General features: G+C 28.4%; 17 protein-coding genes. 3 read left to right on the top strand and 14 right to left on the bottom strand.

Annotated features, from left to right (window positions below; all coding sequences use genetic code 4):
- Window positions 1-35 precede the first annotated feature (35 nt).
- From S100390_RS00715 to S100390_RS00685, 7 genes are all read right to left on the bottom strand, one after another.
- Complete coding sequence (locus tag S100390_RS00715) at window positions 36-794, bottom strand: folate family ECF transporter S component (protein WP_083258382.1); 759 nt, start codon at window positions 792-794, stop codon at window positions 36-38.
- A 4-nt stretch (window positions 795-798) separates the two neighbouring features.
- Complete coding sequence (locus tag S100390_RS00710; protein WP_070406399.1) at window positions 799-1923, bottom strand: bifunctional folylpolyglutamate synthase/dihydrofolate synthase; 1125 nt, start codon at window positions 1921-1923, stop codon at window positions 799-801.
- Window positions 1924-1926: 3 nt separating this feature from the next.
- On the bottom strand, window positions 1927-4773 hold the full coding sequence (gene uvrA / locus S100390_RS00705; RefSeq protein WP_070406398.1) for an excinuclease ABC subunit UvrA: 2847 nt from the start codon (window positions 4771-4773) through the stop codon (window positions 1927-1929).
- A gap of 117 nt (window positions 4774-4890) precedes the next feature.
- Entirely contained in the window at window positions 4891-5214 is a 324-nt protein-coding gene (locus S100390_RS00700; RefSeq protein ID WP_070406397.1) for a hypothetical protein, read from the bottom strand.
- A gap of 44 nt (window positions 5215-5258) precedes the next feature.
- Window positions 5259-5912 carry a hypothetical protein gene (locus S100390_RS00695; RefSeq protein ID WP_070406396.1) on the bottom strand — a complete coding sequence of 218 codons (654 nt, stop codon included), beginning with the start codon at window positions 5910-5912 and terminating at the stop codon, window positions 5259-5261.
- 21 nt (window positions 5913-5933) lie between these two features.
- Window positions 5934-6236: a GIY-YIG nuclease family protein gene (locus tag S100390_RS00690; RefSeq protein ID WP_083258381.1), complete on the bottom strand. Its 303-nt coding sequence runs from the start codon at window positions 6234-6236 to the stop codon at window positions 5934-5936.
- 9 nt (window positions 6237-6245) lie between these two features.
- A complete protein-coding gene (locus S100390_RS00685) occupies window positions 6246-7778 on the bottom strand; it encodes an ABC-F family ATP-binding cassette domain-containing protein (protein ID WP_070406394.1) in 1533 nt (510 codons plus the stop codon).
- A 454-nt stretch (window positions 7779-8232) separates the two neighbouring features.
- Here S100390_RS00685 and S100390_RS00680 point away from each other — a divergent pair, with 454 nt between their 5' ends.
- Window positions 8233-10290 (top strand): M60 family metallopeptidase, encoded by a 2058-nt coding sequence (locus S100390_RS00680; RefSeq protein ID WP_070406393.1) that lies wholly within the window; start codon window positions 8233-8235, stop codon window positions 10288-10290.
- Window positions 10291-10391: 101 nt separating this feature from the next.
- Here S100390_RS00680 and S100390_RS00675 read toward each other — a convergent pair whose 3' ends face one another.
- The 3 genes from S100390_RS00675 to tpiA form a co-directional block, all read right to left on the bottom strand.
- Entirely contained in the window at window positions 10392-11582 is a 1191-nt protein-coding gene (locus S100390_RS00675) for a lipoprotein (RefSeq protein ID WP_070406392.1), read from the bottom strand.
- 39 nt (window positions 11583-11621) lie between these two features.
- Window positions 11622-12326 carry a hypothetical protein gene (locus tag S100390_RS00670; protein WP_070406391.1) on the bottom strand — a complete coding sequence of 235 codons (705 nt, stop codon included), beginning with the start codon at window positions 12324-12326 and terminating at the stop codon, window positions 11622-11624.
- A 276-nt stretch (window positions 12327-12602) separates the two neighbouring features.
- Complete coding sequence (gene tpiA, locus S100390_RS00665; RefSeq protein ID WP_070406390.1) at window positions 12603-13340, bottom strand: triose-phosphate isomerase; 738 nt, start codon at window positions 13338-13340, stop codon at window positions 12603-12605.
- Window positions 13341-13451: 111 nt separating this feature from the next.
- On the opposite strand from tpiA, the gene S100390_RS00660 reads away from it, so the two are divergent.
- Window positions 13452-13808 carry a rhodanese-like domain-containing protein gene (locus S100390_RS00660; protein ID WP_070406389.1) on the top strand — a complete coding sequence of 119 codons (357 nt, stop codon included), beginning with the start codon at window positions 13452-13454 and terminating at the stop codon, window positions 13806-13808.
- Here the strand turns inward: S100390_RS00660 and S100390_RS00655 are convergent.
- The 4 genes from S100390_RS00655 to S100390_RS00640 all read right to left on the bottom strand — a co-directional run bounded on the left by S100390_RS00655 (window position 13798) and on the right by S100390_RS00640 (window position 19254).
- On the bottom strand, window positions 13798-15210 hold the full coding sequence (locus tag S100390_RS00655) for an APC family permease (RefSeq protein WP_070406388.1): 1413 nt from the start codon (window positions 15208-15210) through the stop codon (window positions 13798-13800). The genes S100390_RS00660 and S100390_RS00655 overlap by 11 nt on opposite strands.
- 81 nt (window positions 15211-15291) lie before the next feature.
- On the bottom strand, window positions 15292-16227 hold the full coding sequence (gene whiA, locus S100390_RS00650) for a DNA-binding protein WhiA (protein WP_070406387.1): 936 nt from the start codon (window positions 16225-16227) through the stop codon (window positions 15292-15294).
- Between the two features lie 69 nt (window positions 16228-16296).
- Window positions 16297-18684, bottom strand: a complete 2388-nt coding sequence (secA, locus tag S100390_RS00645; protein WP_070406386.1) for a preprotein translocase subunit SecA — start codon at window positions 18682-18684, stop codon at window positions 16297-16299.
- Window positions 18685-18786: 102 nt separating this feature from the next.
- Window positions 18787-19254 (bottom strand): Lrp/AsnC family transcriptional regulator, encoded by a 468-nt coding sequence (locus S100390_RS00640; protein ID WP_070406385.1) that lies wholly within the window; start codon window positions 19252-19254, stop codon window positions 18787-18789.
- Between the two features lie 259 nt (window positions 19255-19513).
- On the opposite strand from S100390_RS00640, the gene argF reads away from it, so the two are divergent.
- Window positions 19514-20581, top strand: a complete 1068-nt coding sequence (argF, locus tag S100390_RS00635; RefSeq protein ID WP_070406384.1) for an ornithine carbamoyltransferase — start codon at window positions 19514-19516, stop codon at window positions 20579-20581.
- Window position 20582 lies beyond the last annotated feature (1 nt).

The following is a 20582-nucleotide window of genomic DNA, read 5'->3' as shown; positions in this document are numbered from 1 at the left end:
TAGATTTTTAGAAGTTTTACACATATAAACAATTTTTATTTATCAGGAGACTTATATTTTTTAAGTTTAATTGGTAGTAATATTGAAGTTCAAAATCAAATTGCTCAAAAACAACTGATACGTTTTTTAAATCTAATTAATATTAATTTTAAAGATCTATTTTCTGCACATCATAAATTAATGCTGTGACGTGATGTAATTAATTTATATAAAATGGTAAAACTAGAAATTGCCATTGGTAAATAAATTGCCATTTGAATTGGAAACTTAATTGCTTTTGCAATAAACGTTGCTCCTAACACAACAAAATTTCAACCAATTGAATATAATCATAAAACATTAAATCCAAATGAAATTAACACAAACGTAATAATATATAACATAATTGTTTTTATAATTCAAAATCTTTGATTCTTAAACAAAAAAACAACACTACCCATAAAACCATAAAAAGCAAGATTAAAAGCAAAACCAGCATGATAAGTCCCTTGAATATTAACCAACGCTCCTAAAGTATCGGTTGCAATTCCACTCATAACGCCAAAGAAAGGTCCAAATAACATTCCAACAACAAAAATCAAAAAGTTACCTAATGCCAATCGAATTCCCCCTGTAATTGGAATTGTATATCCGATTAAATTTGTTAAAATAACTGATAATGCAATCAATAGACTTGTTACGGTCATTGTCAAAATATTAATTTTTTTTAAATTTTTATAATCCAATAAAACGCCTAAACCAAATAAAATGGCAATTCCTAATCAGGCACCAATATTTGTTAATAAATATAACATAATTTTACATCCTTTCTAAATAAAACTGATATACTAACGGAATAAAATATAACGACCCACAAATTAAAATATTTTTTGTCTTATTCTGTAATAATAATTTTTTTCAATTTTTAACTTTATTATGAAAATTAATGTCCGTAATATCTCAGGACATTGGATGCTTAAAAGCAGTAATATACAAATTTGACCCAAAATGTTCTTTTAATAACATTAGATTTTGTAAATAATCTTTCTTTTGGGATGATGCATATAATACTAACACTTCATCATGGTTTAAATTATTTAACATTTCAAAGGTATGAATACAGGCACGAATTCCTTCTGGATTATGTGCACCGTCAATAATAAAATACGGATTTTTACTCAATTGGGTAAAACGACCCAAGACTGGATTTACTTTAAAAAGTGCATAATTAATTTTAAACTTAAAAACTGTCAGAAATTTAATTACTAGTCCAACATTAAATTCTTGATAATAATTAATTGCTTGCGGGTAAACTTCGCTTGTAATAATTCTATCCGAATTAAGATATTTTGCAATGACAGAAAAATATTTTTGACAACTTGCGCTAATAAAAAGTTGACAATCATTTTTAACAATACCAACTTTATTTTGAATAATACTTTCTAATCTTGTTCCTAAAACTTCAGTATGATCATAGTCAATTGAAGTTAATAACACTGCTAGTTGGTTATTAAAAACATTAGTTGCATCCAATCGCCCACCAATTCCAGCTTCAATAACAGCAACTTTAATTTGTTGTTCTAAAAAATATTTAATACAAATTAAAACTCAAATTTCAAAAAAAGTTAACTGATAAGTTTTAATCTCGTCTTTAATACTTTTAATAATTCGTTTTAAATCATTATCACTAATAAACTGATTATTAATTTTAATTCTTTCATTATGTTTTAAAAATGCGGGTGAAGTAAAAAGACCAACTTTTTTATAATTTAACATTAATTGTCGTTGCAAATAATTAGAAACAGAACCTTTCCCATTAGTTCCAACAACATTAACAACTTGAATTTTATCTTGAGCATTATGATATTTTTCTGCTAATAGTTTTCCTAAATTATATTCTTTCTTAAACAAAGCAGCTTTAAAAAGTTGTTTCTTAACATCCATCAATTATTTTTCCTTATTCAAAAGTGGCGTTAAATATTGTGCCGTATAACTAATATCACTTTTTACTGCAATTTGTTCTGGAGTTCCTGTCGCAATAACAGTTCCTCCGCCAACACCACCTTCTGGTCCTAAATCAATAATATAATCTGCCACTTTAATCACATCTAAGTTATGTTCAATTGTAACAACAGTATCGCCATTATCAACAATTTTATTTAAAACCAACAATAATCTTTTAACATCGTCAACATGTAAACCTGTTGTAGGTTCATCTAATAAAAATAATGTTTTTCCTGTTGTTCGTTTTAATAAGAAAGTTGATAACTTAACCCGTTGTGCTTCTCCCCCTGATAATTCGGTTGCTGATTGTCCTAACTTAATATAACCCAAACCAACTTCTTGCATTGTTGCTAACTTTTGGCTAATCTTTGGTTGCTTTGCAAAAAATTCACAAGCTTGATCAACTGTCATTTCTAAAATATCATAAATATTTTTATCTTTAAACTTAACTAATAATGTTTCATCATTATATCTTTTTCCTTCACAAACTTCGCAAGGAACATAAACTGTTGGTAAAAAGTGCATTGAGATTTTAATAATTCCATCACCTTGGCAATTCTCACAACGTCCACCAGGCACATTAAAAGAAAAGCGTCCTTTTAAATAACCTCGCGCCTTTGCTTCATTTGTACTTGCAAATAAATCACGTATATCGTCAAACACCGAAGTATATGTCGCTGGATTACTCCGTGGTGTTTTTCCAATTGGATCTTGTGAAATATTAATAACTTTATCAATGTTATCAATTCCAACAATCTTATCATGGGCACCAGGACGATCAGTTGCTAAACCAAGATTCTTTTTAATTCCTTTTCATAAAATTTCATTCATTAAAGTTGACTTTCCACTACCAGAAACTCCGGTTAAACAAACAAATTTATTCAAGGGAATTGTTATATTAATATTTTTTAAATTATTTTCACGTGCTCCTTTAATTTCTAATGTTAAACCATTACCACCACGACGTTTGCTTGGAACAGTAATTTCTAATTCACCAGTTAAATATTTTCCGGTAATTGAATTTGGGTTTTGTTTAATATCATCAATACTTCCGGCCGCAACAACTTCACCACCATTAATTCCTGCTTGTGGACCAATGTCAACAACATAATCACTAGCACGAATAGTGTCTTCATCATGTTCAACAACAATTAAAGTATTCCCTAAATCACGTAAACTTTTTAACGTTTCAATTAGTTTATCATTATCACGTTGGTGTAAACCAATTGATGGTTCATCTAATACATATAGGACTCCGGTTAGCTGACTTCCAATTTGTGTTGCTAATCTAATCCGTTGTGCTTCTCCCCCTGATAAAGTTGAGGCATTACGTGACAATGTTAAATAACTTAAACCAACACGATTTAAAAAATCAAGACGGTTAACTAATTCATTAATTACTAATCGGGCAATTTCTTGTTGTGATTCAGTTAAAACTAAATTTAAAATCTCTTTTAATTCATCTTCAACTGATAAGTCGGTAAAATCAGAAATACTAATATTATTAATTTTTACTGACAATGGAATTTCATTTAACCGTTTTCCCTGACAAGTTCCACATTTTTTATCGGTCATGAACTGTTTATAATATTCCCGAGCAGTTTCACTAGAAGTTTCAGTATAACGCCGCTCAATTAATTGACCAACTCCTTCAATATAATCATATCCACGCATAATATTACCACTTGCTGTTTTAAAATTATATTCAATTGGCTCATCACTACCACGCATTAAATATTCTAATTGCCCTTTTGTTAAATCGCTAACTGGTTGTTCTAAAACAATATGATAATGTTCTGCAAGAACTTTAAATTTTTGCCATTCAATATTTGTTGTGTTAACAATATTTTTTAAATAAACAATTGCCCCTTGTAAGATTGATAATGATCGATTCGGAATTAGTAAATCTTCATCAACTTCTAATTTTACTCCTAACCCTTTACATTCATTACAAGCCCCTGCTGGTGAATTAAAAGAAAATAATCGTGGTTCTAATTCTGGAATCACAAAACCACAAATATTACATGAATAATTTGTTGAAAATAATGTTTCTTTTTGCTGATCAACAAAATCAATTTTTACTAAGGCATTCCCATACTTTAAGGCAACTTCAATTGCATCATGAATCCGACTTAATAACTCTTCAGAATTCTTGTACACTAACCGGTCAATAATAATATCAATGTTTTGTCGTTTATTTTTATCTAACTCAATTTCTTCATCTAATGTTTTAATTTCACCATTAACTTTTACCCGAATAAAACTTTCTTGTTTTAAGCGTGCGAATAAATCTTTAAAACTCCCTTTTTTATCACGCACAACTGGTGATAAAATCATAAACTTTTCGCCTTCATTTAACAATTGTTTTAAATTATTAATAATCTCTTTGATCGTTACTGACTTAATAACACCATGGCCATTAATACAATAAGGAGTTCCAACCCGTGCATATAATAGTCGTAAATAATCATAGATTTCAGTTACTGTTCCAACTGTACTTCGTGGATTATGACTAGTTGTCTTTTGATCAATTGAAATTGCTGGTGATAACCCATCAATTGCATCAACATCTGGTTTTTCATTACCACCTAAAAATTGACGAGCATAACTCGACAAACTTTCAATATAACGGCGACGACCTTCCGCATAAATAGTATTAAAAGCTAGTGATGATTTTCCACTACCTGACAAACCAGTAAAAACAACTAATTTATCTTTTGGAATTTGAACATCAATATTCTTTAAATTGTTTTCACGTGCTCCTTTAACAACAATTCAATCTTTTTCCATTTTTTCACCTTCTTAATTATTATTTTGTAAAAGTAACATAGTAAAATAATATTATTTTTTAAAAATAATGCAAATATAGTTTAAAAAAATCTAACATTTGCTGTCAGATTAATAAAATTAGTTAAGTTCTGTAACAAATTGGCTTACTTTATTTTCAATAAAATAGGCATATTCTTTAACTAATTCTTCTTGTCCTTCTAAGAAGAATAAAATTTTCATGATTTTTTCTTTTAGTTCTGAAACTTCTTCATCACTGCTATAATTTTCAATAAAATAGATTTCAACTAATTGCTCAGCAATTTCTTCATCCGCAACTGATTGTTCATAATAGTTATTGTAATTAGCCTCATTTAAAATTTCACCAACAAAATCTCGAAAAATTTTATCATCATTAATTTTTGTTTTAATTTCTAATAATAATTCTTTTAATTCTGGTTTCATATTTTCCTCCCTTAATTTTGACTACTTATATTGTACTATATAAATTAATTATTTTCTTGTTTAAATAATTTGTTATATTGTTGCAAATAATTTTCTCGTTTAGTTATAGTTTCGGCTAAATATTTATCAATCATTGCTTGCTTTTCTAAAAATTGACTTTTTTCACTTTCAAATGGTTTTAATATTCGAATCACAATCTTTTGTAATCGTAATACTAATTCTTGGCTATCCACTAATTGGATTGAATTTGTTAGTATTTTCTCATAATTAAAACCAGCTAAAGAACTATTTACCGGTCCAACTAATTTTGTTCCATTTTTTAAAATCATCCGTTGCAAGCGTTCATATTCATCATCAAAATAATTTCGTTTAATGTAAAATTCAACTTCATTTTTAAATTCTTGACCATTCTTACCAACTTTACGGCGAAAAATATTCCGGTTATTACCTGTTGTATATCCCTTTGCCATTAAATTTGATAAGTCAGTTGTTAAATCAATATTTTGTTCAAGTTTTGCTTTTAAAATATAAAATACTCGTAAAACATAACCAATAAAAACCCGATTATTTTGATCACTAAAATCATAGTATTTTAAAATATCTAAGCAGATCATAATATCGTTTTGCAACGCTTGTGCTTGATAACGTTGATATAATTGTGTTAACTCATCAACTAAAACTTGAATATTGTTATCCATCCTACCTCCGCTTTAATATTCTTATTTTGATTTTACCACATCTGTTTTCATCGCAAAGGGTAAATCAATATTTTGTTTTCGTAAAAAATTAATTTTATCAACCCGCGATAACTGTTTAAAAGCTGCTTCGCGTTGCATCGCAACTGAACGTGTTTTATATTCCTCCCAATAAATTATTTTAACTGGTCTTCGTTTTGATAAGGCCGTATATTTGGCCCCTATTCCAAGGTTATGTTCTTGCTCACGGCGAACCAAATCAACCGTATATCCAGCATATAATGTTTTATCAGCACAAACCAACACATAAAAATAATGTTTTTTCACAATTAGTTCTTATACCATTTTCTCAAAGTCAAGCACTTTATCCGCTCAATTAACATTAAAATTAATATCATGGGTTGTAATTAAAACAGTTCCTTCAAACGCTTGAATTGCTTCTAATAATGCTTCCTTTGCCAAAACATCAATATGGTTTGTTGGCTCATCTAAAATTAATAAACTACACGGTTCTAATGATAATGCTGATAACCGAACTTTTGTTTGTTCACCTCCAGATAACTTTATCATTTGGTTCTGCATTAAAGTACTTTTAACCCCAAAGTTTGCTAAAATACTGCGAATCCGCCCTTCCTCAAGGTCAGGATATAAATTTTTTAAATATTCAATTGGTGTCATCTCCATGATTGCTTCAATTTGATGAAAATAAGCAATAACGACGCCATTGCCAAGTTTTAAAGTTCCCCCTAAACTTGGAAGATTTCCTGCTAAAGTATTTAAGAAAGTTGTTTTTCCAATCCCATTATACCCACGAACAATACATTTTTCTCCATCACGAATATCAAATGTTAAAGGTTGAATTAACGGAAACTGATAACCAATCTCTAATTTTTCAGCACTAATAATTGTTGTACTTGCTGGGCGTTTGTATTTAAAACTAAACTTTGGTTTCATCAACTCATGGCGTTTTTCAATAACTTCCATTTTATCAATTTGTTTCTGGCGTGACTGAGCACTTTTTGCTGTTGAAGCACGCGCTTTATTTTTTGCAACATAAGTTTCTAATTTTTTAATTAATCGTTCTTGTCCTTTTTGGGCCTTATCATATTGATCGTTTTTTAATTCACTTAATGCTAAATACTGTTGATAGTTTCCAACATAACGATTAATTGTTAAATTTTCAATCGCATAAATAACCTTTGCAACTTTATTAATAAAATCAATGTCATGGGAAACCACTAAAAAAGCTTTCTCGTAATTTTGTAAAAACCTTGCCAATCACTCAACTTGTTCCAAATCCAAAAAGTTAGTTGGTTCATCTAATAACAAAAAATCATTTTCTGATAATAATAATTTTGCCAAGATAACTTTCCCCCGTTGTCCTCCCGATAACTCTGATAACTTGGCATTTAACCTTGTTGAATCAATCCCTAATCCATCAACTAAACTGCGAATTTCTTTATCAATTGTTTCAAACCCATTTTGATCTAAATGTTCTTGTAATTTTAACGCTTTGACTAACTCATCTTCATCATAATTAACACTCATTTTTTCATAAATATCATGAATTTTTTGCTCAATATCAAATAAATGTTGATATGTTAATTTTAAAAACTGATCAACTGTTAAACTACCATCTAACGCTTGGTGTTGATCTAAATAACCAATCTTAACCTTTGGGTGTAATTCAATTATCCCTTCGTCAGGTGCAATTTTTCCATAAATAATACTTAATAAAGTAGTCTTCCCTGTTCCATTCGCCCCAATTAACGCTAGATGTTCCCCCTTATTGATTCGAACTGTTGCGTTTTTATATAAAATCTTTCCACCGTTAGCATGACTTAAATTTTCAATATTAATTAAACTCATTTTAACCTCAATCCCTTATTACAATTTATAATTATACCTTATTTTAAAATAGAAATAAAATAAAACTTTTATATGGAATAACACTAATACATAAATTGTTATATTTAGTAAAAAGTCAACTCTAATTTAAAAAAATTTGAAATTAATGTTTAAAAATGCATCTGTCAATATGTAATACTTAGTTTTACTAAAGGTGTTAAGTTCATTATGCCTTTACATTTTTAAAAAAAGTTATAAAATAAAGCCACAATAAGTATATAAAGGAGGTAGATTAATAATGTTAGCCATTGTTCATAATCTTAAAAACCCATGTATGATAAAAGCATTATTAATTAATCTCTTACATACAGAATGTCTATCGTTACTCAAAAAAGAGTACAAACCTCCATCAGTATAGACATCATAAAATAATTATAAAAATTAGAGAACTTAAAATACTAAGGAGGAAAATAACATGAAAAAGTTATTGAGTATTTTAGGGGCCGCCGGATTAACAATTACTAGCACAAACGGAATTCTTGCATGCAAGATTTATTCAAACACTAGTATTAATACAAACCAATTGTTAAAAGAAAACCATAAATTTTTAAATAGTAGAGAAATTGCTGATCGAGAAAACCGTGAATTTACACACTCAGAATTTAAACCAACTGGTTATTATTTACGAGCAAACAATACTTACACAGTAACATTAAATCGGAATTTGACAAACGATGAATTAGGACAGATTAAACTATCAGTTGGGCAATGAGGAAAATACAAAAACATAAATCAAAACAGAGAAGATGTTTTTAAACATATTTTAATTCCAACAAAAGCTAATTTTGTTACTTTTTATCTAGAAACTAATGGTGTGCTTTATCTTGCTGATAATAATCTAACTGATTTACAAGTAACTAGCGTAACAGCAGAAAATTCTAATCCTGTTATTAAAATGCCAACGTTTAAAATAAATGAATCTAATCAAAATGATTTTATTAATGATGTTTTAAATACAAGTTCACCTTTTGTTGAATTTGTATCCAATCATTTTCTTGCTACAATGCAAACAGAAATGATTATTAAGAAAGTGCTTCCCCGCCTAAAACATCATTTTAATGCTATTTTAGCAGGGTGAGATAAAACATGAAAATATACTAATGAAATTCTTGGTTTAAATGAAACAACTGATGGAATCAATAAAAAGTATCCACAATATATTCATATTGCTAATGAAGATGATAATGGTGATTATGCCAATGCTGGTAATGGTCGAATAATGTTTCCAAATAGTAGTTCCGCTGGACAAGATTTATTTTTAGATCAAATTTATGGCCAATGAGCACTATGACATGAAACTGGTCATACTTATCAAAGTTCACAATATAAATGAAATGATTTAACTGAAGTTACTAATAATATTAGTGCCCTATATGTCCAAGAACGCTTTAATGTTCCATTGCGAATTTTTAATTATATGGAAGAAATTGAATTATTTTTCCAAACTCCAATTAAAGAACGAGATTTTAATAAGATAAAACAAGAGCCTTTATGAGTTAAACTAGCAATGTTTTGACAATTAAGAATGGCATTTGGAGAAAACTTTTATCCACAATTAAATCAAACTTATCGAGCAATGCTTAATACTGAAAAAAATGGACTTTATAATGACCAAATTAAAATTCAACAATTCATTATTCATGCATCAGAAATATCAGGATATAATTTATCACCATTCTTTGAAGTGTGAGGTTTACGACCAACTAAAGAAACTGAAAATATTATTAATAAATATCAACAGTTAACAAAACCAATTTGAACTAATATCATTGATGCATCAACTAGAGAACATCCAATTGTGCAAAAAATTATACCAATAAAAAAAGTAACATCTACCAAAGAAATTGTTGCAAAAAATGTAACAATAAATTTTGGTGATGAATTTAAAACACTAGATGAAATTAAAAAAATTTTTACATTGCCTAATTTAACTGCCGATGAAAAAGTAACAGTAGCTGTTGATTATAATTCATCATTAAATTCATTTTTAGAAAATAAAAATAATTTATTTGTTGCTGTTGAGTTGCAAATTGCACAAAAAAATAAAATTCCAAATGTTCAAAGATATTTGTTTAAATTAAACAAATTAAATAATACAATAGTATTTCAAGGAATAGCTGATGAATATAAAGGAATTCTCGGTTTACATTCACAAGATAAATTAATTAAATTTTATGGTAATGCTGAAGAAATTCATTATCGCTTTAACCAAGAAATGTACTATACTATTAAAATAAGAAATAGTACTGGTAAATTAATAAAAAATATTGTTATTACTGGTGATCAAAGTTTCGCTGAAATTATTAAAAAATATGATTTAACCGATGGGATTAAATATGATGAAAATTATCAAATTTCCATTATTCCCGCCGAAGGAAATCGTGTTCGAATTTTTAATAATGACAAATATCAACCATTAAATGGCCCCAAAACATATATCATTAAAAATGATAATTTAGTTGAAATAGACTAAAGAAGGTAAATTAAAATGGGAAAGATTAATAATAATCTTTCCCATTTTTTAATTAAAGCAACTATTAAATAATATTAACTTGATAATTATGACAAACTGTTTTAACTATTAGAAGTAACATTAAATTTAGCTTCTACTGTATAATATGTTTTATTTGTCATTAAACGTGCCGCTTTATCACTGATTTCAAACAACCGTGATGCAGCTTTAGGAACCAGAGTTATAATCCCTGCATTATAATCGCTATTAATAATATTAATTTCATCATCTAAAATATCATTATATTTATTAATAAATTCTTGCCCTAAAGTTTTGCTAATTACTTTATTTCTAATAAAATTAAAATCATCGTTTGGTAAAAGCGTATAATTAATTTCTATTTTTATTACCGGCGGTATAAATTCACTGGGTACTTTCTCATTATTTACATTTAAATAATATTTGTTTTCACCAATAATAAATTTAAAATTAACTTTAAATGAAGAAGGACTAATAATTTCATTATTATTATAAGTTAAAGAAAATGTCCCATTCCTTTCAAACAATTCACAACTAAACTCTGCATGAAGCAAAATCATAGCAAAGGCTTTTTGGTAAATTGCAAAAGCCCGGTTACGATCACCAACATATTCCATTACTGTTGCCGCTAAAGCGATTGGTTTAACAACTTGACTTCTTTTAAAATCATTGTAAACTTTTTCATTAATTGTTATTGTTCCTAGTTGGGGTTCTTTAACTAATTGATCAAACGTTAAATTTTCATTAATAATATTAACTCCTCCAACAAAATTTCTTCCTTCTTTAGCAATAATTGTTGCAGAATGTTCATCTGGTTTTACTGAAACATCAACATCTTTGACCGTAAGAGCAGTTCCATTTAACAAGTTAATTGAGGCTAGAACTAAATTTTCATCATACACGCGCATATCCTTTAAACTATATGGCAATGAAGTTACTGTTAAAATTTTTGTTAAATCATTAGTTGTTCATTCTAAATTAATTTTTTTTGTTAGGTAATCTAAATTATTTTCATTTGGTAAATAACGAATCACAGCGCTTTTCATTCCTAATAGTACATCAACATCAAACTTATCAACATTAATATTTTCGTCATATTCTTTTAGAACTGCTTTTATTCCAGCAATTGTTGGAATTGTTTTTATTGTAGTAAGTTCCCAAGGTACATTATCATTAATTTTTTTATCGCTCGCTTTATTTGTACAACTAACTGGAAATAAACTTGCATTCCCAATTAAAGTAATACTGCCTAAAATGGTCAGTAATTTTTTCATTTCTTTTTCCTCCTTGAATTTGAATAATAAAAAATATTATTAACCAATAGGTGGAAATTTCCCCTTTTTAAATTCATTTAATAATTCTGTTTTTTGGAAATTATACGAGATCTCATGTTCAATAAATTGCTTTTTATCACCAATTAATAAGAATAACATTAAAAGTAAATAAATATTAAAAAACTTTAATATTTTATAATCTTCTAATAACATTGCCAAAATAAAACTATTATTAATAATTAACATATAATTAATTTTTCCATAATATGAAAACCATAATTTTAAAAAAATTAAGTTAAGAATCGCAGAAATACTAGCTAATAAATAAACAACACAATATAAAATTATTAATTTAAAATAAAGTTCTTGATAAATAGATCCCAAATGATCAAATGATCAATAAACTTGAAAATTAATACTAATGTTATAGGTAAAATAGATAAAGTTAACAAGCCATAATATTACAAAGTAATACTTTTTGGCAAAAATAACTTTTAACTCTGATAATTGTAAATAAGATTGGTACTTCTTATTCATATAGAAATTATTTAAAAGAACACAACAATTAATAAGAATAATAGTAACACCAATTAAATAAACTGAATCTAAAATTAAAAGAATAAATGTTAATTTATGAATTGGATAAGTATTATATAAAATGGCAAGTAAAAATAAATAAACAATAAATAAACCAATAAAAATTTTAAAAAATATTAAACATAATTTTTTAACATAATTTACCATCTTTTACCAAATTACCTTTCTCAAAAGTGATATTTTTTCCATTATACAAAAAAAAAAAAAAAAACAATATAATAAGTTTGAGAAATTGTTTAATTTCTCAAACTTATTCCTATTTTTAAAAAACTATAATTTTAGTAAATTTAAATTATAGCTAAAATAGTTAAGATCTAATTAGTTTTTTCAAAATAAAAGTTATATTTTTAAAATATAACTTTTTTATTTTAATTTACAATATTTAAAAAATGATAAAAATTATTCATCATTTCTTATTAATAATTATTTTACTAATCCTAAAAAAGTCTGTGGTTCTAAACTAGCACCGCCAACTAAAGCACCATCAATATCGGGTTGTGCTAATAATTCTTTAATATTATCTGGTTTAACACTACCACCATATTGAATTCGAATTACATTTGCTACCACTTCATCATAAAGCGCAGCAATTTTAGCACGAATTATAGCACAAACTTTTTGAGCAATTTCAGCGGTTGCTGTTTTTCCAGTTCCAATTGCTCAAATTGGTTCATAAGCAATGACAACTGTTTTTGCATCTTCCAAATCAATTCCTTGGAATGCTTTTGTAATTTGATTTTCAACAACTTGTTGCGTTTCATTATTTTCATATTGGTCTAATGTTTCACCACAGCAAATAACTGGCACCATCCCCTTTGCTAATAATTTTTTTGCTTTTAAATTAACAGTCTCATCAGTTTCATTAAACATTTCACGACGCTCAGAATGACCAATAATAACATGTGTTATTTTTAGATCTTCTAACATATCAACTGAAATTTCACCGGTAAAAGCCCCAAAATCTTCATAATGACAGTTTTGTGCCGCAATAATCAAATTATTTGCATGTTGCTGTGCAACAGCTAAATTAACATATGGTACTGCTATTCCCGCTTCTACTGTTAAATTACCACAAACAGGATCAACTTGATTTAAAAATTCAATTGTTTCACTACTTGTTTTATGCATTTTTCAATTTCCAATAATAATTGGCTTTCGCATTTTCTTCCCTCGTTTCTATATAACATTTTAATTATATACTTAAATTTTACAGATTTCGTAGTAAAATAATAAGTTTCTTAATGTTATAATATATCACAAAGAGGTGAAAAAATGTTTTTTTCAGCATTTCAAATGAAATATAATACAAAATCAATTAAGAAATTACCAAAAATTAATAATTCTGAAAAATGGTTAATTATCGATGTTCGACCAAAAGAAGAATGATTGGAAAGTCATATTACCAATAGCATTAATATCCCTCATCATTTATTTCGTCTAATTTATTCAAAAAAAGTTATTAAAGATAAAAAAATTCTTTTTATTTCAAGTGCTGGCCATTCCCATCTTGATTTATATCAATTATTAAAAAAACATAATTTTAAAGTTTACATTCTTATGGGGGGCTGAAAAAAAGTTCACCAGACCGATGAACTTGATAAAATCTTAACTTATAACCCTATTGATTAATTTTATTCATCACTGGGGTTTTTATTTGGTATGGAACTGGGGGAGTTGTTTTGTTTAATAACAATTCATTAATTCCTCATAAAATTAAACTTCCTCCAATAATAATTGCTAAGCTATATAAAGTATTATGATTACTTTTAAAAGCAACAAAACTATAAATAATGTAACAAATTGAAACGAGTAACAAGAAGATAGCAAAGCCAGCATAATAATACATTCCTTTTACTTTCGTTACTTCAACCCGTTTTGTATAACGATTTACTCATACAGCAACAATTAAACTAATATAGCAAATAAAAGCAACAAAACTAACTGCATTGGAAGATATATCTAATAAATAAAGTGGGTCATCTTTAATTCCTAAACTAGTTCCCATAATGATTAAATTAAAACTAACCGTAATTGCCATTTGAATTAAGCCAATTTGGTGATAACTTAATTCTTTTTTGCCAATATAAACAAGACGTTCATCTTGAACAGTTTGGCCTAATGCTGGTGAAACAAATGTTAAACCATTAATACTCATTAGTGCGGTAATAACAATAAATCAGGTCAAAACACGAGCAATTGGTCCGCCAATAATATTATTAAATAAACTAAAAACACTTCCATCGTTTGTCCCTAAGAATAACGAAATAACTTGAATTAAATAAAAAACTGTAATAAAAACCATTGCAACAAATAGTGCTTTTGGCACAACATTTTTGTTAGAAACTTCTTTTTGTAATCCTGCGGCATAAATAAATCCATCAAAAGAAAATAACACGGGTAAAAGGCCCATAAAGAAATTCCCAAATTTTAATTCTTTAAAACTATCAAACACATTTCCATTCATTGGAATAATGAATCCAATAATTAAACTTACCAATAGTGGAATAAATTTAACAAAAGTTCCAATGGTCTGTACTCATTTTCCAACATTTCGTAAAAAAATATTTAATAAGTAAAACAAGATTAAAAGAATACTACCCACACTAATTGCAATTGCGTTTTGGGTTCCCTTTGTAATACTCTCAATTTCTAACGCATCAAACATTGCGTTAATACTAAAAATTGGGAAAATTCCTAATAAAATTGGAAAATAAAAAAAAATATAAAAAATTGAAAATAAACTTCCAACCTTACGACCAATTAAAACATTGGCTCATGATGCTAATGTTCCATTCCCACTCTTTGTATTAATAGAAGCAATTTCAATAAAAACCATAATCATCGCAATTCCTAAAATACCAACTAAAATTCATAATGCAATTGCTAAATATGGATTTTGGGTGAAATATAAAACGTGGCCCTCAGAAGTATCATTTTTTAAATAAATCCCAATTCCGATTGTAATTCCAACAGCCGTTGAAAAAACAGTTAAAAATTCAAAGAACTTAACATGTTTTTTCGTTTTTCCCATAATTTTTTCCTCCATTTTTTCAAATAAATAACCTTTAATAAACATATCTTATAAAAAAATATAAGTAAATTATAGCATATCTTACTTTTGATTTTCGTAATATTTTTTCTTAATTTCGCGGAAAAGATGATTAACGCCTGATTTTGAAATTTCTAAATTATGCTCACTCTCCAATAATAATGAAAGATCTTGCAATGATGCATCCGGATAGGCAATCCGTAAAAACGCAACTTTTCTTGTATTATCATTTAATTCATCAAATAAATTATGTTCTAACAAATAATTAATCATAATAACTTGTTCCTCTCCAGCTTTCATTGCTTTTTGCTGGTTTGAAATTTCAATGTTATTTAACCGATTAATACTGTTTACCATGTCCCGCGAAATGCGCGTATTTTCAAATGCTAAAACACTATTAATTGCATCAATTAATTTTAGAAAATCAGAAACTAAAATTGATCTTTTAAGATAGCAGACATATTTATCGTGGCGGGTAACTATCTTAAAAGGAAAATGAAATTTGTGTAATAATCTGCGAAAAGTTTGCGCTGAAATCTCATCAATAAACTGCACTTCTAAGTGATAGTTGCTTGTTTCGGGTGAATTAACACTACCACACGCCACAAAAATTCCCGCAATGTAAGCACGCTGTTGGCGTTCATTTCAATCAGCAGGAATTGTAATAATTTTTTGGTTGGTATCAGCATCAAAAATATTTAAGTCTTTTAGAATTTCTGCGGCACGTTCTTTAATTCGTAAAATAAACGTTTTATTTTTTTTTAATTTTGTTGTTTGCATAATAATAATGTCAATTTCAACTTGATATAAATTTTTAAGAAAAGAATAAATTGTACGAATAATTGCGTTACTAATTGAACTAACTTCAAAATTAAAATAATGGTTGCTAATATTTAATGTCATATTATATTTAACAAAACCACATAAAAAAGCTTTTTGACAAACTGGGTCAAATTCTTTTTTAATAATTTCCTCTTTAACTTCTAGCGCGAAACTCATTTTAATCCCTCTTTTATCTAATTTAATAGTACAGAAAAAACCACTAGCTTGGCATAGTGGTTTAGACAATTAACCTTTTTGTTTAAATTCACGAACTTCTTGTTCAGAATCTTGCATTGGTTCAACGCTCCCATCCTCAACTTTTCGGATTACAACATTTGCTAATTTAATAACAACTTCATGAGCAATTGATAATTGCATATGTTCAAACAATTTTGCTGCTTCTTCAACATACGCATGAAGCGGATTAGTTTGCGCATAACTACGTAAATAAATCCCACTTCGTAATTTACTTGCTTGGTCAATATGCTTTGTTCAATATTCATCAAAAGAAGAAATAATTGCATTCCGTTCAATCTGATTCATCACATCAGCAGGAACATCCTCTGTCCGTGCTTGATAAAAGACATTCATTTTTTCTGCAAGATATTTTGCAACTTCTTCGCGGGTCATTTTTTCCATTACTGTTTTATCTAATGCATTATTTGCAACAACTTTATCGTTGACCCCTTTAATTAACTCATCATAACGAATAAATCATTCACCATGTGATTCATTTCCAAACATTTTTGTTAAATCATATGCTGCTGAATATTGCATCTTTTTAATAATTGGTTTTAAATCAGAAGCAGTTAAAATTTGATCACGACGAGCATACATTGCTTCACGATGTTGCGCTAAAACATTATCATAATCTAAAATATGTTTTCGTTGATCAAAATTCATCCCTTCAACTTTTTTTTGCGCATTTGAAATTGCTCTTGTTAACATTCGTGATTGAATAAAATCTGACCCTAGTCTTGCAAAAATGCGACGTAATCGATCACCACCAAAACGCATCATTAACTCATCATCCATTGCAACATAGAAACGTGAAAATCCAGGATCTCCTTGTCGTCCTGAACGCCCACGTAACTGATTATCAATCCGACGCGCTTCATTTCTTTCAACCCCAAAAACAGCTAAACCGCCAAGGTTAGTAACTCCTTCCCCTAATTTAATGTCAGTTCCCCGTCCTGCCATATTCGTTGCTAAGGTAATGGCCTTTTTTTCTCCCGCTTGCGCAATAATATCCGCTTCGCGTTCATGGTTCTTAGCATTTAACATTTCAAACTTTAAATTAGCATTGCGTAAATAATGAGAAACAATTTCTGATGATTCAACCGAAGTTGTCCCAATTAGAATTGGTTGTCCTTTTTCATGCAAAGTCAAAATTTCTTTCATCATTGCTTGCATTTTTGCATCACGATTAGCGAACATATAGTCTGCTTCATCACGACGAATTAATGGACGATTAGTTGGAATTTGAATTACTCGCATATTATAAATTTTTACAAACTCTTCTTCTTCTGTTTTTGCCGTTCCGGTCATTCCACTTAATTTATTATATAAACGGAAAAAGTTTTGATAAGTAATAGTTGCCATCGTTACTGTTTCTTGTTCAATTTCAACATGTTCTTTTGCTTGTAATGATTGTTGTAAACCATCACTATATGCACGCCCCGGCATTAATCGTCCGGTAAACTGGTCAATTAGAATAATTTCATTGTTTTGAACAACATATTCAATTCCGTTTTTAAAAACAAAATTAGCCTTCAAAGCATTTAAAATTAAATGATATAATTCAGTATTTTTAATGTCAAATAATGAATTAATTGAGAAAATCTTTTCTGCTTTTAAAATTCCTTCTGGAGTTAAATAAACTTGTTTTGTTTCTAAATCAATTTCAAGATCATTTTCTCGTGACAATGATTTTGCAAAATGATCGGCTGCTTGATATTGTGGAATTCGATTTTGGCGACCTCCCGAAATAATTAATGGTGTTCTTGATTCATCAATTAAAATTGAATCAGCTTCATCAATAATAGCGTAGTTTAACCCGTGTTGTACTTTATCACTAAAGTTTTTAGCCATATTATCACGTAAATAGTCAAATCCTAATTCAGCGTTAGTTGTATAAGTAATATCACAACTATATGCTGCTCTTTTTTCGTCTTTATTTCCACTACGAGTGTTTAACCCAACTGTTAAACCTAAAAATGAAAACACTTGACCATTAATCTCTGAATCCCGTTTTGACAAATATTCATTAACAGTAACAATATGAACTCCTTTTCCAGTTAAACCATTTAAATATGTTGGCATTAACGCAGTTAAGGTTTTTCCTTCTCCGGTTTTCATTTCAGCAACATCACCCTCATGTAGAACAATTCCTCCAATTAATTGGACACGATAAGCATGCAAACCTAAAATACGGCGTGCTGCTTCTCGTGCCACCGCAAAAGCCTCAATTAAAATATCATCTAATGTTGCACCCTGCGCTAATCTCTCTTTAAATTCAGCTGTTTTTGCTTTTAATGCTTCATCAGACAATGCTTGCATTGTTCCATCTAAGGCTATGATTTTATCTGCTATTTTTCCATGTTTTTTTACAATATTACGATCGCTAACTGCCATGTAACTATCTCCTCTATTCTACACAATTATAAACAATCATTTTTATTCTATCATAAAAAATAATGTTCGCATAATTATTACACAATGTTAACAATTGTTCTTTTAGCGATAATTTTTATCCTCTGGTTTTCATGAATACGAGTCTCATAAAATCTCACTAATTAGATGATACTTAACATCTAAAATACCAGGATAACTCTCTAATTCACTAATAAAATTAATCATTTCTTTTCCTGATTGAAACCAACATTGAATTGCAAAATCTTGGTCATGCCAATGACGTGATAAATATGAAACATAAACTTTATTATGTAATCATTCTTGTAAAACTTTAATATCAACATCCTGATTAATTTTAAAAAAAATATCAACAAAATTAACATAACCGAAAGCATTTGGGTTGACAATGCAAACAGGTTTAACAATGTTTTGCGTCATCAACTTATTAATTCGCATTCGAATTGTTTTTTCAGAGATATTAATTGTTTTACTAATTTTACGCACTGAAATGCGACTATCTTTTTGTAACTGACCAATAATATCCCGATCTATTTCATCCAATCTAATCATACTATTACCTCTCAATTTAAATTAAAAAAACAAAATAACCTGATTTCATTCTAATAGGTCCTTATTTTAACTATTATTTTATAATTAAAATATTAATGCTACTGATTAAAATCCTTTGATGTCCTTTTTTATGCCTTAATCTTAACTTATTTCCGAAAAAAAATCCATTTTTTGCCTAATTAATTACAAAGTAATTGGAATTTTAATTTGTAAAATATTATTAGAAAAATATAATAAAAACAAAGAAAGGAGAATTACAATGAATCAATTACGACATTTTATTGATACCCAAGATTTTAGTAAAAATGAAATCTTAGATTTATTAACGCTAATGAAAAAACTAAAAACTGCGCGTTATAATGGGGCAATTCCGCCCTTATTACAAAATAAAACATTAGCAATGATTTTTGAAGAACCTTCAACAAGAACAAGAGTTTCTTTTGAAGCAGCAATGACATTATTAGGGGGGCATGCTCAATATTTAAAACCCGGCGAAATTCATCTTGGTCAAAAAGAGTCCCTTTATGATACAATTAAAGTTTTATCACACATGACCGATGGAATTTTAATCCGCGCCTGAAAACATGAAACAGTGGAAGCAATTGCTAAAAACGCTGATGTACCCGTTTTTAATGGTTTAAGTGATTACAATCATCCAACGCAAGCTTTATGTGATTTATTTACCATCCTTGAACATACTGATCCAATACTATATTTAAATAATGACTTTAGCAAATTAAAAATTGTTTTTATTGGTGATCGAACTAATGTTTGTAGTTCGTTAATGCACATTACTACAAAAATGGGGATGAACTTTGTCCATATTGCCCCTAAAAAATACCAATCACCAGCAGCATGAATTGATATTGCCAAAGCAAACATTAAGGAAAACAATGGTGGCAGTGTTTCAATCACCGAAGACTTAAATTATGTTAAAGATGCCAATATTATTTATACCGATTTATGATGATGAGTTGACCAAGAAGATGAAGCAAATGAACGCGTAAAAGCCTTTAAACCAACTTATCAAATTACTAATGCCTTAATGGCAAAAGCGGGACCACAAGCAAGATTTATGCACTGTTTGCCAGCTTCACGAAATATTGAGGTTATGGATGAAGTTATCGATGGAAACCAATCAATTGTGTTCCAACAAGCTGAAAACCGTTTGACAGCTCAGCTTGCCTTATTAGTTTATTTTATCTATCCACGCCTTGATATTGCCACAACAGCTACAAAAGCTTATCATGCTGGTGACATCACTAGTTGATTAGATGATATCCAACGCCCATGAAAACAACGTTATACTTTTAATCATCAAGAATAAT

The sequence above is a fragment of the Spiroplasma sp. NBRC 100390 genome (assembly GCF_001886495.1).
Taxonomy (GTDB): Bacteria; Bacillota_I; Bacilli_A; order Mycoplasmatales; family Mycoplasmataceae; genus Spiroplasma.
The sequence above is the reverse complement of the archived record's forward strand: the minus strand, read 5'-3'. Positions and strand labels throughout refer to the sequence as shown.